Annotated in this window: 18 protein-coding genes and 6 pseudogenes; 9 read left to right on the top strand and 15 right to left on the bottom strand. The window is 43.1% G+C overall.

Annotated features, from left to right (window positions below; all coding sequences use genetic code 11):
* Positions 1 to 104 precede the first annotated feature (104 nt).
* The 4 genes and pseudogenes from ASL14_RS12620 (at position 105) to ASL14_RS12605 (ending at position 3,482) form a co-directional block, all read left to right on the top strand.
* On the top strand, positions 105 to 992 hold the full coding sequence (locus tag ASL14_RS12620) for a LysR family transcriptional regulator (protein WP_134911818.1): 888 nt from the start codon (positions 105 to 107) through the stop codon (positions 990 to 992).
* A 91-nt stretch (positions 993 to 1,083) separates the two neighbouring features.
* Complete coding sequence (locus ASL14_RS12615) at positions 1,084 to 2,025, top strand: NAD(P)H-binding protein (protein ID WP_134911817.1); 942 nt, start codon at positions 1,084 to 1,086, stop codon at positions 2,023 to 2,025.
* A gap of 282 nt (positions 2,026 to 2,307) precedes the next feature.
* Positions 2,308 to 2,545 (top strand): annotated as a pseudogene (locus tag ASL14_RS28030) (hypothetical protein).
* 316 nt (positions 2,546 to 2,861) lie between these two features.
* Entirely contained in the window at positions 2,862 to 3,482 is a 621-nt protein-coding gene (locus tag ASL14_RS12605; protein ID WP_134911816.1) for an MFS transporter, read from the top strand.
* Here ASL14_RS12605 and ASL14_RS12600 read toward each other — a convergent pair.
* The 5 genes and pseudogenes from ASL14_RS12600 to ASL14_RS12580 all read right to left on the bottom strand — a co-directional run bounded on the left by ASL14_RS12600 (position 3,465) and on the right by ASL14_RS12580 (position 5,976).
* Entirely contained in the window at positions 3,465 to 4,070 is a 606-nt protein-coding gene (locus tag ASL14_RS12600; protein WP_335338629.1) for an MFS transporter, read from the bottom strand. The genes ASL14_RS12605 and ASL14_RS12600 overlap by 18 nt on opposite strands.
* On the bottom strand, positions 3,955 to 4,311 hold the full coding sequence (locus tag ASL14_RS29300; protein WP_335338637.1) for a hypothetical protein: 357 nt from the start codon (positions 4,309 to 4,311) through the stop codon (positions 3,955 to 3,957). Before ASL14_RS29300 ends, ASL14_RS12600 begins: the two co-directional genes overlap by 116 nt.
* A 2-nt stretch (positions 4,312 to 4,313) precedes the next feature.
* Positions 4,314 to 4,671, bottom strand: a pseudogene (locus tag ASL14_RS28025) (EVE domain-containing protein); the annotation flags it as partial.
* 239 nt (positions 4,672 to 4,910) lie between these two features.
* Positions 4,911 to 5,252 (bottom strand): annotated as a pseudogene (locus ASL14_RS12585) (helix-turn-helix transcriptional regulator); the annotation flags it as partial.
* A 46-nt stretch (positions 5,253 to 5,298) separates the two neighbouring features.
* Positions 5,299 to 5,976, bottom strand: a complete 678-nt coding sequence (locus tag ASL14_RS12580; protein ID WP_223264300.1) for a MarR family transcriptional regulator — start codon at positions 5,974 to 5,976, stop codon at positions 5,299 to 5,301.
* A 166-nt stretch (positions 5,977 to 6,142) separates the two neighbouring features.
* Here ASL14_RS12580 and ASL14_RS12575 point away from each other — a divergent pair, with 166 nt between their 5' ends.
* Positions 6,143 to 6,763: an NAD(P)H-dependent oxidoreductase gene (locus ASL14_RS12575; protein WP_134911814.1), complete on the top strand. Its 621-nt coding sequence runs from the start codon at positions 6,143 to 6,145 to the stop codon at positions 6,761 to 6,763.
* Between the two features lie 427 nt (positions 6,764 to 7,190).
* On the opposite strand, the pseudogene ASL14_RS12570 reads toward ASL14_RS12575, so the two are convergent.
* Positions 7,191 to 8,288 (bottom strand): annotated as a pseudogene (locus tag ASL14_RS12570) (SMI1/KNR4 family protein); the annotation flags it as partial.
* A gap of 180 nt (positions 8,289 to 8,468) precedes the next feature.
* Between ASL14_RS12570 and ASL14_RS12565 the strand changes: the two are divergent.
* On the top strand, positions 8,469 to 8,849 hold the full coding sequence (locus tag ASL14_RS12565) for a hypothetical protein (protein ID WP_134911813.1): 381 nt from the start codon (positions 8,469 to 8,471) through the stop codon (positions 8,847 to 8,849).
* 67 nt (positions 8,850 to 8,916) lie between these two features.
* Here ASL14_RS12565 and ASL14_RS12560 read toward each other — a convergent pair whose 3' ends face one another.
* From ASL14_RS12560 to ASL14_RS12535, 6 genes and pseudogenes are all read right to left on the bottom strand, one after another.
* A complete protein-coding gene (locus ASL14_RS12560) occupies positions 8,917 to 9,456 on the bottom strand; it encodes a hypothetical protein (RefSeq protein ID WP_134911812.1) in 540 nt (179 codons plus the stop codon).
* 206 nt (positions 9,457 to 9,662) lie between these two features.
* Positions 9,663 to 9,791 carry a winged helix-turn-helix transcriptional regulator gene (locus ASL14_RS12555; protein WP_442953254.1) on the bottom strand — a complete coding sequence of 43 codons (129 nt, stop codon included), beginning with the start codon at positions 9,789 to 9,791 and terminating at the stop codon, positions 9,663 to 9,665.
* 113 nt (positions 9,792 to 9,904) lie between these two features.
* Positions 9,905 to 10,195: a JAB domain-containing protein gene (locus tag ASL14_RS12550; protein ID WP_134911811.1), complete on the bottom strand. Its 291-nt coding sequence runs from the start codon at positions 10,193 to 10,195 to the stop codon at positions 9,905 to 9,907.
* A gap of 111 nt (positions 10,196 to 10,306) precedes the next feature.
* Positions 10,307 to 11,014 (bottom strand): annotated as a pseudogene (locus tag ASL14_RS12545) (IS4 family transposase); the annotation flags it as partial.
* A gap of 18 nt (positions 11,015 to 11,032) precedes the next feature.
* Positions 11,033 to 11,245 carry a hypothetical protein gene (locus ASL14_RS12540; RefSeq protein ID WP_134911809.1) on the bottom strand — a complete coding sequence of 71 codons (213 nt, stop codon included), beginning with the start codon at positions 11,243 to 11,245 and terminating at the stop codon, positions 11,033 to 11,035.
* A gap of 59 nt (positions 11,246 to 11,304) precedes the next feature.
* On the bottom strand, positions 11,305 to 11,760 hold the full coding sequence (locus ASL14_RS12535; RefSeq protein WP_442953253.1) for a winged helix-turn-helix transcriptional regulator: 456 nt from the start codon (positions 11,758 to 11,760) through the stop codon (positions 11,305 to 11,307).
* A gap of 126 nt (positions 11,761 to 11,886) precedes the next feature.
* Between ASL14_RS12535 and ASL14_RS12530 the strand changes: the two genes are divergently transcribed.
* Entirely contained in the window at positions 11,887 to 12,930 is a 1,044-nt protein-coding gene (locus tag ASL14_RS12530) for a zinc-binding alcohol dehydrogenase family protein (protein WP_134911808.1), read from the top strand.
* A 186-nt stretch (positions 12,931 to 13,116) separates the two neighbouring features.
* Positions 13,117 to 14,477: pseudogene (locus ASL14_RS12525) on the top strand (IS1182 family transposase).
* Positions 14,478 to 14,789: 312 nt separating this feature from the next.
* Here ASL14_RS12525 and ASL14_RS12520 read toward each other — a convergent pair.
* The 3 genes from ASL14_RS12520 to ASL14_RS12510 all read right to left on the bottom strand — a co-directional run bounded on the left by ASL14_RS12520 (position 14,790) and on the right by ASL14_RS12510 (position 17,524).
* On the bottom strand, positions 14,790 to 15,248 hold the full coding sequence (locus ASL14_RS12520) for a phage tail protein (RefSeq protein ID WP_134914531.1): 459 nt from the start codon (positions 15,246 to 15,248) through the stop codon (positions 14,790 to 14,792).
* Positions 15,249 to 15,416: 168 nt separating this feature from the next.
* The gene (locus tag ASL14_RS12515; RefSeq protein WP_134911807.1) at positions 15,417 to 16,019 is read right to left on the bottom strand and encodes a class I SAM-dependent methyltransferase; all 603 of its coding nucleotides are present in this window, start codon (positions 16,017 to 16,019) and stop codon (positions 15,417 to 15,419) included.
* Between the two features lie 170 nt (positions 16,020 to 16,189).
* On the bottom strand, positions 16,190 to 17,524 hold the full coding sequence (locus tag ASL14_RS12510) for an SMI1/KNR4 family protein (RefSeq protein WP_134911806.1): 1,335 nt from the start codon (positions 17,522 to 17,524) through the stop codon (positions 16,190 to 16,192).
* 173 nt (positions 17,525 to 17,697) lie between these two features.
* Between ASL14_RS12510 and ASL14_RS12505 the strand changes: the two genes are divergently transcribed.
* A complete protein-coding gene (locus tag ASL14_RS12505) occupies positions 17,698 to 17,937 on the top strand; it encodes a hypothetical protein (RefSeq protein ID WP_134911805.1) in 240 nt (79 codons plus the stop codon).
* Positions 17,938 to 17,972: the final 35 nt, after the last annotated feature.

The raw sequence follows: 17,972 nt of genomic DNA, 5'->3' as shown, positions 1-17,972 counted from the left end.
TCCAAATTATGAACCGCCGGTTTGACATTAACATTAGGGTATGCTGGCTTGAATTTATGGCGGGAACGTAAGGTATAATAAATTTCATACAATTGGAGGTACACATGAATCTAAAAAGGGTAAAATATTTTATAGATCTCGTTGAATGTAGAAACTTTACAGAAACAGCAAAGAAAAATTTTGTATCGCAGACTACAATTAGCCAACAAATTGCCGCACTTGAGAATGAGTTCAACATTCAGTTAATTGACAGAAAACAAATTCCGATTGAACCCACAAAAGCGGGATGGCTGTTTTATGCAGAGGCCGTCGTGCTCTGGAAGCAATATAATCATATGAAAACAAGCATGGAAAATTTCCAGAAAAATAATACCCAACTATTGAGCATCGAATATGCTGCAATCACAGATATCCAAAGCTTGTTAAAATTCATTCCTTCATTTAAAGAAAATCATCCAAAGATTAAACTTGAATTAAATAAAGTATTGCTAAAGGATATCGCTGAGTATCTGCAAAAAGGAATATATGACGTGGCCGTTGCCTTTGACTCAGAGTTTCATGGGAAAGAGGAAATTCTAACCCATACATTATATAGCGGACGATACTGCGCGGCTGTAAGTAAACAACATCCCCTCTTCTGTTTTGAATCCATCTCAAAGGATCAATTATATGAGCATCCGCTTGTTATGCTGAATCCAATGGTCATTGGAGACTCCTATTATTTAATGATTCAACATGCCATGGAAGATGGTTACCAGCCAAGCATCCTTCGAACCGCAGATGATGTCGAGACAGAGCTGTTTTATATCATTACAGAGAATTTAATTGGCTTTTTTCCAGATAACTATGATCTTGCTGACCTGAAAGAAGAGGTCCGACTCATTCCTATACATGATTCACACCATACTTTTAAAATCGAAATCGGCTACTTAAAAAATAATTCAAATCCGGCATTATACTCATTCCTACATCAAATACAAAATTCGTTTTAGCAATAGTCCATAAGTTTTTTGTGTTATACATTGTTATTTTTTTCACATAATATATAAGTGTAGATCATTTCAGCAAGGAGTGACGATGAGCATGGGTAAGTTATTATTAACCGGTGTAGATGGCAATCTGGGCAGACAAGCGGCTGAATATTTATTAAAAATAGTGGAAAAAGACCAAATTATTTTTTGCGCATATGATCCAGCATCTTTACAAGAATATGCAGATCAAGGCATTGAAACGCATGTGACCAATTTTAATAAAATAGACGGGCTTGCAGAAGCTTTTGCTAATGCAGATAAGCTTGCTTTAATCTCCATGCCTTTTGTGGGGGTAAAACGCCAAAATGCACACAAAAACGTGGTCGATGCGGCGAAAGAAGCTGGAGTAAAACAAATCATCTATACTTCATTGGTTAATGCGGCGGATGAATCCAATCCAAGTGTTGAGAAACTGGACCATGTATATACCGAAGATTATATCAAAAGTGTCGGGTTAGATTATATTTTCCTGCGTAATTCGCAATATGCGGAAGCCATGGTTACCAATTACTTCACCTATGTGAAGTCTGACGGAGTGTTGAAAAATAACCAGGGTGACGGCAAGATGGCCTATATCTCACGGAAAGATTGTGCAAAGGCTGTCGCTTATGCATTAGCAGCAAGCAATTATCATGAGGCGATATTAAATATAAATGGTCCTGAATTAATAACAATGTCCGACTTTATCAAGATTGGAAATGAAGTAACGGGTCATCATATTACCTACAAGCAGATCACGGATGAAGAAAACTACGCCATATTTGATGCAATGGGTGTTCCCAGAACAACGGATGGCAAATTTGCAGAAGATTCCGAAGCCCCCTTTTCTTCTGAAGGTATGGTTACTTTTGGACAAGCTATTCGCTTAGGGAAAATGGATATATTTACGGACGACTTTAAAAAGCTGACGGGCAAAGATCCCGTAACGGTGAAATATATGTTTGAACATGCAAATGAGTACCAAGTGGGGGAGCGACATTCCAAAGATAATTAATCCAAGTCATGATAATATTTGCGGAGAGATCAGAAGCTGATTTACGTCCGAAGAGTGGGGCCGCACGGCTCCCTGCATACCATCAACAAAGCGAAACTCTGGGTACCTACAACCAAGGAACCCAGAGTTTTTTTATAATCTGATCGATCAAGCCTTATATCATGTTAATAATCCTTATTCTCCAATAATAACTCCATATACCATTATAATAATTGTTGACATTTTATGGATAATACTGTATATATTCAAAGCCAATATGAAAGACAAAAAAGGAGGATCTGCATACACAGAGTGATCAAAATCAAATTTACGCTCTTTTACGGTGAAGCGCCTGAAGAAAATATTACGGATACATGGAGTTGAATCAGGATGGCAATATGATCGCGCTCTACAATAGGTACGGTGAGGAAATAGACATGTATGGACAACACGAATTTGTTAGGATACGGACACTTGGCAAATGTGATGACGAAGACCGTGATCATTTTATTCCTTGTTAGAAAGTGATGGTGTAGGATAATCTGCACGATAGGCTGACGATTCCGGTGCCAAGGCACTACGGAAAGTCAGCCTTTTTGATTTTATTTTGCCTTGTAGAGTTGACCGGCACGTTATCATAGTCCCCAAATCTCATCTTGTCAAGAAATAATGTGCGAATGAGGACATAGTGGGGGAGCCCCCCTTATGCCTTCGAAATATGAATGAATTTCTGAGTATGATGAGCGATTTCGCTTTTTCCAATTCAGCCCGCTTCACTTAGAATGATCTTCAGGCGATGTGGGATAAGCGATATACAAACAATGGACGGAACGTAATGAACAATCGGGAGGTAGAAAATGGACAAACGGGTTCAAGAGGCAAGTGGAATGAAGAGAGGGCCGATGTTAACCACTCTACTCATCGGTACATTTGTCGCGTTTTTTAACGAAAATTTACTTACCAATGCGTTTCCTGGATTGATGAGGGAATTTAACGTTGCTGCTTCGGCCATACAATGGTTATCGACGGGTTATATGCTCGTGATCGGCGTACTGGTGCCGGTGACCGCATTACTGCAGCAATGGTTCACGACTCGCCAATTGTTTATGTCTGCGATGGCGTTATTTTCGGCCGGTACCTGCTTGTGCGCAGTATCCCCGGGATTCGGAATCTTGCTGATGGGCAGGGTTGTTCAGGCTTGCGGGACAGGATTATTGATCCCGTTGATACGATTTTCGCCCTCTATCCTCCAGAACGCCGGGGTGCCGCCATGGGTCTCTATGGGGCTGGTCATCATGGTCGCTCCTGTCATCGGACCGGCTTTGTCTGGTTTGATTATCGATACCTTTCACTGGCGATGGCTGTTCTACATGGTGATTCCTGTCGCACTATTTTCGATGATTTATGCATTCATGTACTTGAATTTTAAACTTATGATTCAATTTGTGCTTAGTAATGAATCAATTATGTTCAGGTGACTTTTTTATAAACCAACCCAGCACCAAAATAAGTATTGCAAGAATAAATTCAATCCAAAAAACCGTTTGTAGACCGGAAACCATGCTTTGTGTCTTCTCATGCATCGCAGTGGGATCGAGCGAATGGTGAAGATAACGATTGGCTCCAGACGACATGATGCCTACGAACAATGCGATGCCAATTCCCCCTGCAATCTGTTGGAGCGTATTGTATATGGCTGTGCCATGAGGGACCAGGTGACGTGGAAGTTGATTCAATCCTGTCGTCTGAGCCGGCATGACGACGAACGACATGCCTAAGAATAAGAGGACATGATTGAACAGAACGGAACCTTGTGTTGTATCACTGTCGATGCCGTCAAACAGCCACAACGATATGGCGATCAGGAACAGTCCGGGCACAATTACGAGTCTCGGCCCGAATTTATCGAATAATTTCCCCGACACCGGCATCAGCATCCCGTTCAAAATGCTACCTGGCATTAGAAGTAAGCCTGTCGCGAATGCTGTCAACTTCATCACATCCTGCATATAGAACGGCAGCAATGTTGTTGTGGCGAATAGAACCATCATCACAATTACAATCAATACCGCAACCAGAGAAAAAGTGGGATGCCGGAATACTGAAAGATCGATCAACGGCTCTTTGATTCTTGAGCTGGCGCCATACAAGCAAGAGCAAGAAAAGGCTGCCTATTGCAATCGATCCGTAACCTTCAGGCTCAAGAGAGACACTTGTTTGGCTGAAACCGTAGGTGACGCAGCCGAAACCGACGGTTGACATCACAATGGATACAAGATCGACCCTTGGCTTGGTCAGTTCTGTCACAACCCCCAATTTGGGTTCCCTCGCGTGAAACAAAGCTGTTCTAATAGACCTCTAATCTGTACCTCCCGGCATGAAATATAACGGATATTTCTGCGGAATGGCACAAACGAATCGGACATCTGATATTCGTAGACTTTATCATCGGCCACTTCCCCGATAGCGGTGAACGCTTGATTGGTGTCCCTCTCGTCATATCTGTACGCGGGGAATAGTAGATCAACCAATTGCCTACACGCATCTTACTTAAAGGTCCTGACTTGCCGTGACAGAGCTGAGCGAATCCGCCCAACTCTCAATCTTCACATGGGATGCGGACACAACACCAATCCAGAAGCGGCTCTTCTGGCTTATTTCATCCATTTTCATATCTTGAATTCCCTTCCTTTGTTATTGAGGAAACTGCGATAATTATATTCATGAACTGGATCAATTCAATATGGATCAGCTGAAGCAAAAGCCAAGTGAGAACGAGTGGTCAATCGGGCAGATGATTCAACATCTCAACGTTGTAATGCTTCCTTTGTTGTAAACATCATTTATCAACTCCATTAGTTTCTTTTTTTATCTAAGTATACAAAAACGCCACTGACACCATTATGTCAGTAGCGTTTTAACATTTTCTCCAGTTCGTTTCTGACCCGATATCGTAAGGAATCAGGCTCAAGCACAACCACTCCACCTCCCCATCCGAGCACCCATTGTAGCGGCTCCTCAGGCTGCCGAACGCGAAAGGTAACCAACAGGCATCCCGAATGAGCCTCTATGGTATCTATATAGAAATTGTTCAATTCTCTAAATCTATCTCCCAAATCAATAAGTTCCGTGATCCGGGACAACCGGAAGTGACGGATGCCTTGTCGCAATTCACACCATGCGATGAGTACCCATGACCCTTGATGAAGTACAAGTCCGTAAGGAGCAACCGTGCGTAAAACTACCCTCCCTAATTTTGGCCTTTAACCAAATCGCGATTTGCTCTAGGTCACCTTACTCATCAAAAGATGTAAAAAATACATCCTTGAGGATCGTCTTGGCTTTTTTGAGGCTGCGTGTATCAAGTTGTTTAAGCATGTCTACGATATGACTCATTTCCTCGTCTTCCATTGACCCAAGATGTTTCCTGGGATCTAAACGCTCTTCTTCAACAACGGATTCTGAATTAACCCAAGACGCCTCTAAAGTATCCTCAAACCCTTTGATAAGAAATAACAATTCATCTTCGTCATATCTCTGTAGAAAACGATTTATCCCTTTATTCATCTGCTTATGCAGAGCTAGATGCAAATCGAATATTTCTTTTCCTAGGGGAGTTGTGAGAAAGAGCACTTCTTTTTTATTATCCGGAAGAAACTCCGTGCGAATGATTTGCTGTTGAACTAATTTTCTAGTGATTTTGGACACGCTGCCTTTAGGAATTCCGAATTGCTTTGAAATGGAAGTGCCGTTCACCGGCTCAAGCTGTCCAATAGCATCTATTACATGAAGCATCATGACTGTGGATTCTTTGAGGAAATCAATAATAATGGGATTGCTGCAGTGCTGAATCATCCAATCCTTCTCTTCGTCATCCTCCGCTTGAAACCGCTTTTGTAATTTGGGAATAGTCTCTATCAGTTTTTTTATCAGAATATCCTTATTGGGTAAATTATCGAAAGAATGGGTCACTGTACAGTCTCCTCGTAAGTTCATCTTATTCTCATTTTAACAAGACAGAGAACATAAATAAAGTTTCTCGGAAACAATATTGACAAAAGGGAAACTTAAATAGTATTATTGTTTCCATAATCATCATTTAATTTCCTGAAAACAATTAATCAAAAAGGAGATATATATGAATGTTTTAATTGTTTTTGATCATCCATACGGAGCATCAGCATCCGAGAATGTCCCACATCAGCGGAGCTATTCCGCAGCCCTACTAGCATCCGTTATGCGAGGTCTTACCACCAAAGGCCATGAAATTGACCTTGTCGATCTGCATAAAGACGGATTTAATCCGGTCATGTCAAGTGAAGAACTCGCTTCCTGGCGACAAAAGACGACCATCGATCCTTTAGTGATTAATTACCAACAACGTCTTATTGCAGCGGATCACATCATCTTCATTTTCCCTATATGGTGGGAGGCCATGCCTGCTCTTACCAAAGGATTCCTCGATAAGGTATTCGCAAAAGGCATTGTATACGAAGAAATCAAACCTGGGCGGCCATTCAAATGCCTTCTCCCGAATATTAAAGGGGTCTCCCTGCTGACCGTGATGAACACTCCCGACTTCTTTTATCGCTGGATTTTTGGCAATCCCATCACCAAAATCCTGTTCAGAGGCACCTTCCGCAAAATGGGAATACGGGAAAACCTCCATTGGTATAATTATACCGGCATGTCAAATCGTAGCTTAGATGCGCGTGTGAAATATCTTGATAAGACAGAACAACGCTTCGCACTGCTATAATTCACTCCTCGTTTCAATAAAATAATACTCAAGCCACTTCTCGCAAAGTTAACATTGCTGCTTCGAACTACAACTCTATTCTCCGCTTTACCACTATTTATGATATGGCTCCCCTCGTTGGCAGCTTCGGCAACGAAAAAGACTGAGAATCCTCTCAGTTTTTTTCGCATGTTAATCCAATCCTCTCATTGCTATACATTAAATCTGTGATCATTGTTTTCACCTTAAACCGTTTGACATGACGCATTATCTGTGGATGAACAACTGAGCAAAGAAATACTTAGCTGGAAGGCATTTCCGAATCGTTTCATGCGTTACTCATCGTTATGACGTCTAAACTTATTTAGAATGTAATTTCTAAATATAACAATTAAAACTTCAGGTAACAATACAATAAATACGTATAAGATTATAATAAATGGCAACGATTGCGCGCGGCATAGATGGCAGTGGTTTGCATTTTCGGGTCGGCGTGACACAAGAAAGGCGCAAAGTTTTGGAGAGTAATCGCACCGTAATCTTCCAAGATATACCCTGCATAACGCAACGTTTCCGGGTCGTGAATCCTGTCAAGCCTTTGCAAGATCACTGGAATAAATTCCGTTAAATCTGCAGTTTTACTGGAGGCATGCAGAATCTGTAAAGCTTGCAGAAAACCCTCATGCTCATCCGATTGCAACAGCTCCAGAAGATATTTTCTACCCACGTCAAAAGAAGTTTTGCAGATTAGCCAAATGGCTGTGGTCCGGTTTTTTGGGCTTTGCTCCGCAATATTTTTCAAAAAACCAAGGGTTGGCTGAGAAACTTTCTTAAACTTGAACATTCCATCAAGCGCTTTTGCTTGGGTTTCTTCGTTTGGAGCGCTCTGATAAATCTGGATCAGCGCATTCTCATCACCTGGCAGTCGACTGCCAAACCACCCGATATCATAATCCAGAATAATTTCATCCAACCAGCGCTCGTACCAGTCCAGAAAGCTGTCTTCATAGACAAAGAAAAAAGGATGATCGGGATGAAAATCGGAGGTGTACACAATTCTCCCCCTGTATTTCCCTTCAAGTACGAGATACATGTCGTATTCACAACCTTGTGTGCCTATGCACAACATGCCGCCCAACACCTTATTACAGGTGTCGTCGTATTCCTCATCGGGAATGTCCTCGTCCTTGGTCAGGGGCTCAATTAGATGGTTCCATTCCTCTTTGGTCATCCCGGGATGCAGAACGGATTTTGCAAGGAGTGCCTGGCGCTCAGTGTAGGAAGTTGCCTTTCCAATTGAATAAATTCCATAATAGGGGCCGGCGCCTCCGTTGCCGATTTTCGTTAAAAACAGCGCGTAAGGCTCAGGAAGTGTGACCTGATTGTGGGTTTGCCAGTCCGCCAGCTCTTTTGCTGTAAGCTTCTCTTTAACCCTATATTGATGTGAGGATGCTCCAAACACCGAGAAATCCGCGTCTTTGCGCATGGCTTGACTCAGTTTGTTTTTTATTCGATCCAGTTGCGTTTCTTTCTTCCCAAACCACATATTTGAACCCTCCTGTTGACCATAGCCAGGTTTCCTTTGTTTGCTTATCCAGCAATTTTATTATTTTTTCTATGGGTCGTACCTCTCTTTACAATGATATGTATCTCAACGACATAATTATTTAACTAAACTCATCAAACGCAGATCATTTTTAACCAACATATAGTGAGGGGGAGAATAATGAAAAGCCAATTAAGAAATATTACGGTCGACGGTTATGCCTTCGTTTATTGGTACTCAGGCGGGTCTCGCTTCATCTTAAACCTATCTCCCAAAGAGAATAAAAACATCAAAATCACGCTCATCTTTCAGGCAAATCCTCCTGAAGAGGAGCCTCGTACTTTTTGGTCTTTTTATGACATTTCAGCACAAAATAATGAAATGGAAACTGTCATCCATCTGGGTAAACCCAAGCATATCGCTGAAATCATCTCTTACTTGATGACAAAACGACAAGAGCTTTGGATCCAGGGGAAGCCTCAAGTTCTGGATAATGCCTGGGATTTACTAAAAGAAATGGGCTATTCCGAGTTAAATCCGATTTGGATTAAACAGTGGTAGTCGTAATGGTTTGTGGGCTAGCCCCCTTTGACCACTCAAAGAGGGCGTAAAGTCCGCAGGTATACGATTATTCGTTATCCGGCGCGGCCGGACCGGCCGGGGTCATCAAGCCTTTAACGGCGCCGAAGAACGGGCGAATGGACTTGATCATGCCGTAGCCCATCCTCACGACCGGGACAAATTTCTGGACCATGCCGAACAGCCGCAGGCCGCCGCCGAGCATACCACCAAGCCCTCCTGCGCCCGCAGTGGCGCCGCCAAGCCCGCCCAGGCCGCCAAACAGTGAGCCCATCATCGGCAGGTATGCAGACACCTTGGCGTCCGGCTTGCGGGAGCGCAAACGGCCAGACGGTTTACGCGCGCCGCTTCTCCGGTTGCCGAGACGTACGCCCGGGGCATACGCACCAGCTCTGCGTTTGAGAGATCGGGAGTCTTTCATCCCGGAAGAAGCATGTGGGGGAGCTCCAGCAGCACCGGCAAGTATTAACCCGCCGCGATTAACGTCGGTGATGTAGCCGACGTAAGTCTCTCCGCTGTGCAGGGTAACGTAGACCGGACGGCCCTGAAGCTTCTTAGCCCGTGCGCGCATCTCATTCGATTGAGCCATGGAAGTTCACCTCGCTCACTGATTATAATTCAGTTTACGGCAGGGGCGGGCTGCCTGCTTGTGCGAATGGGGCATGCGCACGCCCAAAATCGCTTAATGGGCTCGCCGTCACCGGGGCATTAGTCTGCTCCAAACGTTGGAAGCAAAACTAACCGTGCCGTTAGTTCGACTGGTTGTTTTGTTCTTTTTCACATTCATGCAACACTTCAAAATATCGAACTCAGTGTCATTCCATATTCCGTGATCTTATAACAGACTTTAAGCGGTATTTCTGGATATACCGTCCGTTCAACGAGACTGTCAGTAACCAATTCTTTCAACGCTTCTGACAGCACCTTATCCAGACGTGCAATGCAATATTCTCCCTATCTTCATGCTTTTTAGACATAAAATACAAAACCTCCATGAGTCTTTGCACCGAACTAGGTAGAACATATTTAAGTGCTTTTCATTGTGGGTAACGAATTTCCTTTACCATCACTAATGGTACGGTCATGATCTCGCGCGGATGAACTATGCTAGCATTTAGACTTCCGATATGTGCCACATTGATATTAGTTGGCTGATTCTTTGTATCAAGGCACATGATAACAAAGTACTCACGATCCACTTCACCTAGAAACTCTTTGAAGATTTCATAGCTATCTTGTGGGCTACGAATGCGACGACCTTTGTATAACATACTTGCTTCTTTTACTAGTTTTACTGATACGATGTTTACTCGTTTTGCTGACTGCATATTATTACCTACCTTCTCATAAAAAAACCTAAGTATCTAAACGACACTTAGGTTCTAATTTTTATTCATTAATATAATATCAGGCCTGTTGATTAACCAATTATTGTGAATTTAAGGATGAAAGATATCCTTCATATTCAAGGTATATAGAAGGTATCTCCAATGAGCAGCAAGCTTATTTAGCAAGAGCAGGCGCGCAAAACGAACAAACTCCAGTGCTTCATGCTTGGGAACACGAAGGCTTAAGCGATCATACATCGTTTTTAACAGTACGTATACGATAAGCGCTGAGAACAACTGTCCATACACCGCATTTTCGGTGGTTCCAAACCGTGTTGGAATATTCAAATGTTGCTTGATCCAGCGAAAAAACAGTTCAATCTGCCAACGAGCTTTATACATCAAGGCTATTTCTTCAGCTGTGATGTGCATGAGATTCATCACCACGCGGATGTCATGACCGTGCCCATCCTCAAAAACCACCACATGATGCCGTTTTTGAGAACGGTTCGCAGGCGTGTCTAACCGACAAGTGATATCCCGTTTCACGGGAGCGTTTTCTGGATTCCACTGTCGTAACGACCGAGGAGTAACGAGGTGCACATTCTCTTTTAAGCGAATCACAAACCCTTGCTTTTGCTCCAGGTATCGATCGAAACGCTCGATTTTACCATAGGCTCGATCTTGAACCAGCGTGTAGGACGGATCGGCGAGGACTTCACCCAGGGGGCCGTCATGACATACGGCAGTGGTTTCTTCGACGCGCCGAGGCTGTAAAGAGGTCGCATCCCAAGCGACATGAAGCTTTACGCCGGCTCGTTCGCCATGATAAGGAGCCTAGGGCAGACGAGTCTTTCCTACCGTTACGGTGGTCGAGTCGATGAGCAGCAGTTCCTGAGGAATCTGTAAAGTTCGCCGTTCGGCTCGTCCTCGGCTTTGAAGAAGTTGGTGAAACCATGTTTTGAACACAGCAAAAGGAACCTCGGCGGCTTTCCCGGAGAAGGTAGAGTAATGAACCGTCGGCAAACCACTTAACGACGCTTGATCCACGCCGGAGCGATAGCCTTTCCACTGCTCAAGGCGGCTCTTTTTATCCTATTTTTAGTTAATCAACAGGCCTGGTATATTCTATTTACTTCCTGTAACTGTGGCCTTATACCCACCCCTAGCTTGTTACCCAACTTGCCTTTAACTTTCCTCCCCTTGTATCGTTCGATTTTCATCAAGCCGCATTTTATAAGACTCCCCCATGCTTTCATAGACATAATGACCGGTTCCAAAGTCCTTCCGAAATCAGTAAGGGAGTATTCCACTTTTGGCGGAATCTCTTTATATATTTCTCGGTGAATGATGCCATCCCGTTCAAGCTCTCTTAACTGTAATGTGAGCATAAACTGCGTAATTCCCGGATTGAGGCGCCTAAATTCATTGAATCTTTTCGTTCCGTCCAGGAGCTGATAGAGAATGATCCCCTTCCACTTTCCACCAATAACATCCAGCGTTGTTTCAACCGGACATGCTTGCATATCCGGACTCGCTCCATATTTGTTTCTTCGGTCTCCCATCAGCTCATCTCCCTAAAGGTTTGATTTTTAATACTATATCATAAAAATATGCGTACTTACTTAAAGTAATCGAATTGGTTTACAATACAACTGTACAACATTTCCTATTTGAGAGGATGGATACCCATGAATACTCACCAAAAGATGAAAGCAGTCGGTGCTTACCGATACCTCCCAATATCCAATCCGGAAAGCCTTATTGATCTGCATTTGGATAAACCGGAACCTACGGGCCGTGATTTGCTTGTAAATGTAAAAGCAATCTCTGTCAACCCTGCAGACGTAGGCGTTCGCGAAAACCATAACTACGAAGCCGAATCACCGAAAATTCTTGGTTGGGATGCTGCTGGAATCGTAGAACAAGTTGGCCCTGACTGTCAATTGTTTAAACCTGGGGACAAGATCTATTATGCGGGCAGTGTATCTCGACCAGGCAGTAATAGTGAATTTCACTTGGTTGATGAACGAATTGTAGGAAATATGCCGAGAAGTTTGGATTTCGCAGCCGCAGCCGCATTACCGCTTACCTCGATAACTGCATGGGAGGGCCTATTTGATCGTTTAGGAATTAGCCTAAACGCAAATGAAAACAAAAGTATACTTATTATCGGTGCAGCAGGAGGAGTAGGGTCGATTGCTATTCAACTTGCCAAATTAGCAGGTTTGACTGTCATCGGTACTGCTTCGCGTCCAGAGTCAACTCAATGGGTTAAAAGTCTAGGTGCGGATTTTATAATAAACCACAACAACCCTTTTCAACCTCAGCTCAAGGAAGTTGGTCTAGACACCGTAGATTATATCTTTTGCTTGAATGATACTGTACAACATCTAGCGAATATGGCGGAGGTCATTACCCCTCAAGGTATAATTTGCTGTATCGTTCCTGCAGATAAGGCTACCTGGGCAGGAAGCCTGAAAATGGACTTGCTGTTTTCTAAAAGTGTAACGTTTGTATGGGAGTTCATGTTTACACGGTCCTTGTTTCATACCAAAGACATGATTAAACAACACGAATTACTGAATGACCTGGCGGACTTAATTGATGATGGAAAATTAAAAACTACGCTAAACGAACGACTAGAACCCATTAATGCAGCAAACCTACGTTTAGCACATGAGAAGTTGGAAACTGGACGGTCCATTGGAAAAATTGTTTTAGAAAACTTCTGATACTACGAAGAAGGCGCGTTCGGTTCCAAAAAGTGGTAATGTGTATAAACAAGACTAAGGCCCCCTATGGGGCCTCAGGCTGTCGAGAAAGTCTCTACAGCCTATTTTATGTTGATTTTATTTAAGACGACACCGCGTTAATGTTGTATAATATAGGTAACTTCGTATAGAACGGACGGTGCTCGTATGCTGCGATCTCATCGAGACAAACAACAATCCTTTGAATTAGTTTCTCTGGAAGAACTGGTACCCCAAGATCATTTGCTTCGCAAAGTGGATAAATATATAGACTTCTCCTTTATTCATGAGAAGGTAAGCCCGCTATATTGTGCAGACAATGGGCGCCCTGCCATTGATCCTACCGTGTTGTTTAAAATGATTTTTCTCGGTTATTTCTATGGCATTCGCTCAGAACGGCAACTCAAGCGAGAAATTCAAACGAACCTGGCTTATCGCTGGTTTCTGGGGCTGGGCTTAACCGATAAAGTTCCAGACCATACGACGATAAGCTGGAACCGCCGCACACGCTTCAAAGACACCACAATCTTTCAAGATATCTTCGATGAAATGGTGCTGCAGGCGATCTCTCACCGAATGGTGGGCGGGCGTGTTCTCATCACCGATTCTACACACGTCAAAGCCAATGCCAATAAACACCAGTACACCAAAGAGCAAGTATTGCAGAATACCAAAGACTATATGGATGAGCTTAATGCAGCAGTAAAAGAGGACCGGAGAAACCACGGAAAAAAGCGTTAAAATCTCGAGAGGAAGTGAACGAAGAAAAAGAAATTAAAGTGAGCAAAACAGACCCGGACAGCGGCTATATGATCCGTGATGGCAAGCCCGAAGGCTTTTTTTATCTGGACCACCGTACGGTGGATATGAAGTACAATGTGATTACGGATGTGCATGTGACACCGGGGAATGTACATGATTCCGTCCCCTATTTGTCCCGTTTGGACCGCCAGAGAGCGCGTTTTGGTTTTCAAGTAGAAGCTGTTGCACTAAATTCCGGTTATTTAACGACGCCGATTTGCCGAGGTTTGCAAAACCGAAAGATTTTTGCCGTGATTGCTCACCGAAGATTCCATCTCAGACAAGGCCTGTTTCCGAAATGGAAGTTTGAATACGATGCCAAACGCAATGTGTATATATGCCCAGCCAAACAGGAGCTGCCCTACCGAACGACGGATCGTAAGGGATACCGACAGTATGCGTCTGATCCAGCTCAGTGCCAGCAATGCCCACTACTGGGCCAGTGCACCCAGTCTCGAAACCAGCGCAAAGTGGTGACTCGGCATGTCTGGGAAGACAGCAAAGAGTGGGTACGGAGCAACCGGCTGAGTCCATCCGGGAAACCAGCTGTACCGCAAACGAAAAAAGACGATTGAGCGAAGCTTCGCGGATGCCAAAGAGCTCATGGGTTTCGCTATTGCCGTTTGTGCGGACTTCTGAACGTCAGGGAACAAGCCCTCATGACGGCAGCTGTGCAGAACATGAAGAAGATGGCGATCCGCCTGGATCGCCTGGAAAAACAGGGGTAACCCCCCGTTTTTCCAGATACCAGACCCTTATGATGTAAAGAAAAAGAAACCCACGTCTCAAAAAGATGGGGTTTCTCGACAATCTGAGACCCCTTATGGGGCCTTTTTGTGTACAACGGTATGGTGCGGGCGAGACAAAATATTGCCAAACTTTGTAAAAAAATTGCCATCACTTATGATACGGTTCTCCGTGCTGTCTGTAACGGCAAGATTTAGGACCATCCTTTTGCGGGATGGCCCATTCTTTGATCTCGCATCTTTTTTGCAAATAGAACAAGTGGATGGAATTCTCTAATTGCGCTTCTGCCTAATTTAGTATTCTCCTTTAATTACAAAAAACGATCCCCGAATTGTTCCAGCTAGTTTTGACTTCTGCCTAGCAAACTTAAACTTCCCTTCTAGCTCCTTTGGTACCTCCATCCCCTCAGAAAGCTTAAAACCAACGGCCCGCTTCTTAGGGTCATCAACCGTATACATGATGACCTCAAGACCATCCTCATAAAAGACACAGGCAAATTTAATATTTTCCACTTGAAAACGTGACGTTTCTAAAGGTTTGGCCGCAAACTCAATATCACGCTCTTTCAAAATTCGGTTCACATAATCAAGGGTCTCCTGACTTTCACTAGCTGACACAACCGTAAATTCATGCTTGTATTTGTTCATAAAGTAACGGGCTTCATTAGCACGCAAACCAGCAAGCGCTTCTACTACAGGTGAAGACTCTAAACCAACCGTAGACACATTATTAAAATCAACGATATAGGACATTTCCATCTCTCCTTTTATCTCATTATTTCCAAAAAACTTGCCGCTACCCATGTTACGGTTCACCGCCTGTAATAACAAGTTTAAAGGACATCCTTTACGGGTGGCACTTTTTTATATCGCTACTCAATAGTCTCAAATCTACTAACGGGATCATTTCTGCCTAAAAGTTTATTTTTTAGAATCAAGAATAAACATAGATGCATCATGTCCCATGAATATTTTACTTCCGTTAAAAAAAGTTTTGGACTGGATATCTCTGTATCCTATTTTAGTCATAATGTCAGTCAGCTCTTCTTGACTAAATCCGTTATGAACTATATCTGAAACTACTTTTTCATTTTTATTAAAATCTACGATTAATAAATGTCCTCCTTCATTTAGAACATCAAATAATCTTGATAAAACGAATTCAACATCATGAATATGGAGTAGAACCTGAGCCATAAAAATATAGTCAGTATGCAAATCCGATAGACCTTCCTTTTCAAAATCAAAGCATAATGTATCTGCATTCTGAATATTAAAATCGAAAATTTTTTGCTTTATTTGATTAATCATGTTTTGTGAAGTATCCAGAAAAAGCATAGAATTAAAATCGTTTAACAAGTTCATTCCGACAAGACCCGTTCCGCACCCGAAATCAACAGCATTCTTACTATTAACGTCAACTACATATTCACGAATGGCATCAGATGATGCCTTTGCAATTTGAATTCTTTCAGAAGTGTCATATATATTAGCTATCATTTCAAACTTATCCGTATTTCCCATGATTTCCTCTCCAATCTGTATTAATAAAATCCTGAATACAACAATATAGAATGATATTCTATCGAAGCATTTGCATTTAGTCCACATTCTTATTCGGTTCGTGCTTATGGAAAACAAAATCTATGTATGAATGGAGGAGACAACCTTGGGCTGGTTCATGTACACCTTCCTCACGATTCGTTTTTGTCGAAATAATCATCTGGCAAATGCAGTTCTCGCAAACAACCGATAAATTTTTCTCTGAAATTCGGATTGCTTTTATATTCCGGCCATACCGCCTTATAGTAAGGCAGCAACTTCTCATGTGGAATAATGCCCCAGTATAAAATCGAGTTATTCAGCACCTGTGGGCCGCCCCCCATCAACATCTGTTCAATGATCTGCCAGCTTCCCAGCTTGTTTTCGCAACTGCGCGCGGCATAGATGGCAGTGGTTTGCATTTTCGGGTCGGCGTGACACAAGAAAGGCGCAAAGTTCTGGAGAGTAATCGCACCGTTATCTTCCAAGATATACCCTGCATAACGCAACGTTTCCGGGTCGTGAATCCTGTCAAGCCTTTGCAAGATCACTGGAATAAATTCCGTTAAATTCACAGTTTTACTGGAGGCATGCAAAATCTGTAAAGCTTGCAGAAAACCCTCATGCTCATCCGATTGCAACAGCTCCAGAAGATATTTTCTACCCGCGTCAAAAGAAGTTTTGCAGATTAGCCAAATGGCTGTGGTCCGGTTTTTTGGGCTTTGCTCCGCAATATTTTTCAAAAAACCAAGGGTTGGCTGAGAAACTTTCTTAAACTTGAACATTCCATCAAGCGCTTTTGCTTGGGTTTCTTCGTTTGGAGCGCTCTGATAAATCTGGATCAGCGCATTCTCATCACCTGGCAGTCGACTGCCAAACCACCCGATATCATAATCCAGAATAATTTCATCCAGCCAGCGCTCGTACCAGTCCAGAAAGCTGTCTTCATAGACAAAGAAAAAGGGATGATCGGGATGAAAATCGGAGGTGTACACAATTCTCCCCCTGTGTTTCCCTTCAAGTACGAGATATATTTCGTATTCGCAGCCTTGGGTGCCTATGCACAACATGCCGCCCAGCACCTTATTACAGGCTTCGTCGTATTCCTCATCGGGGATGTCCTCATCCTTGGTCAGGGGCTCAATCAGATGGTTCCATTCCTCTTTGATCATCCCGGGATGCAGAACGGATTTTGCAAGGAGTGCCTGGCGCTCGGTATAGGAAGCTGCCTTTTCGATCGAATAGATTCCATAATAGGGTCCGGCGCCTCCGTTGCCGACTTTCGTTAAAAACTGCGCGTAAGGCTCAGGAAGTGTGACCTGATTGTGGGCTTGCCAGTCCGCCAGCCCTTTTGCTGTAAGCTTCTCATTAACCCTGTATTGATGTGAGGATGCTCCAAACACCGAGAAAGCCGTGTCTTTGTGCATGGCTTGACTCAGTTTGTTTTTTATTCGATCCAGTTGCGTTTCTTTCTTCCCAAACCACATATTTGAACCCTCCTGTTGACCATAGCCAGGTTTCCTTTGTTTGCTTATCCAGCAATTTTATTATTTTTTCTATGGGTCGTACCTCTCTTTACAATGATATGTATCTTTAAGTAAGTTTTTACCAGTATACAACCGGTGCAGTAAATTATGAAAGACAGAAAAGGAGGACCTGCATGCACAGAGTGATCAAAATCAAATTTACGCTCTTTTACGGTGAAGCGCCTGAAGCAAAATGTTACGGGTACATGGAATTGAATCAGGATAGCAATATGATCGCGTTCTACAATAGGTACGGTGAGGAAATAGACATGTATGGCCAACACGAATTTGTTAGGATACGGACACTTGGCAAATGTGATGACGAAGACCGTGATCATTTTTATTCCTTGTTAGAAAGTGATGGGGTAGGCTAGCCCCCTTTGACCACTCAAAAGGGGCTTAAAGTCCG

Source organism: Paenibacillus sp. IHB B 3084 (genome assembly GCF_001447315.1).
Classification (GTDB): domain Bacteria; phylum Bacillota; class Bacilli; order Paenibacillales; family Paenibacillaceae; genus Paenibacillus.
This window is presented reverse-complemented; position numbering and strand designations above follow the sequence as displayed.

Coding starts and splice junctions, on each gene's coding strand:
- ASL14_RS12620 (WP_134911818.1), top strand. CDS start 105: ATGAATCTAAAAAGGGTAAAATATTTTATAGATCTCGTTGAATGTAGA.
- ASL14_RS12615 (WP_134911817.1), top strand. CDS start 1,084: ATGGGTAAGTTATTATTAACCGGTGTAGATGGCAATCTGGGCAGACAA.
- ASL14_RS12605 (WP_134911816.1), top strand. CDS start 2,862: ATGGACAAACGGGTTCAAGAGGCAAGTGGAATGAAGAGAGGGCCGATG.
- ASL14_RS12575 (WP_134911814.1), top strand. CDS start 6,143: ATGAATGTTTTAATTGTTTTTGATCATCCATACGGAGCATCAGCATCC.
- ASL14_RS12565 (WP_134911813.1), top strand. CDS start 8,469: ATGAAAAGCCAATTAAGAAATATTACGGTCGACGGTTATGCCTTCGTT.
- ASL14_RS12560 (WP_134911812.1), bottom strand. CDS start 9,456: ATGGCTCAATCGAATGAGATGCGCGCACGGGCTAAGAAGCTTCAGGGC.
- ASL14_RS12550 (WP_134911811.1), bottom strand. CDS start 10,195: ATGCAGTCAGCAAAACGAGTAAACATCGTATCAGTAAAACTAGTAAAA.
- ASL14_RS12535 (WP_442953253.1), bottom strand. CDS start 11,760: ATGGGAGACCGAAGAAACAAATATGGAGCGAGTCCGGATATGCAAGCA.
- ASL14_RS12530 (WP_134911808.1), top strand. CDS start 11,887: ATGAATACTCACCAAAAGATGAAAGCAGTCGGTGCTTACCGATACCTC.
- ASL14_RS12520 (WP_134914531.1), bottom strand. CDS start 15,248: ATGTCCTATATCGTTGATTTTAATAATGTGTCTACGGTTGGTTTAGAG.
- ASL14_RS12515 (WP_134911807.1), bottom strand. CDS start 16,019: ATGGGAAATACGGATAAGTTTGAAATGATAGCTAATATATATGACACT.
- ASL14_RS12510 (WP_134911806.1), bottom strand. CDS start 17,524: ATGTGGTTTGGGAAGAAAGAAACGCAACTGGATCGAATAAAAAACAAA.
- ASL14_RS12505 (WP_134911805.1), top strand. CDS start 17,698: ATGCACAGAGTGATCAAAATCAAATTTACGCTCTTTTACGGTGAAGCG.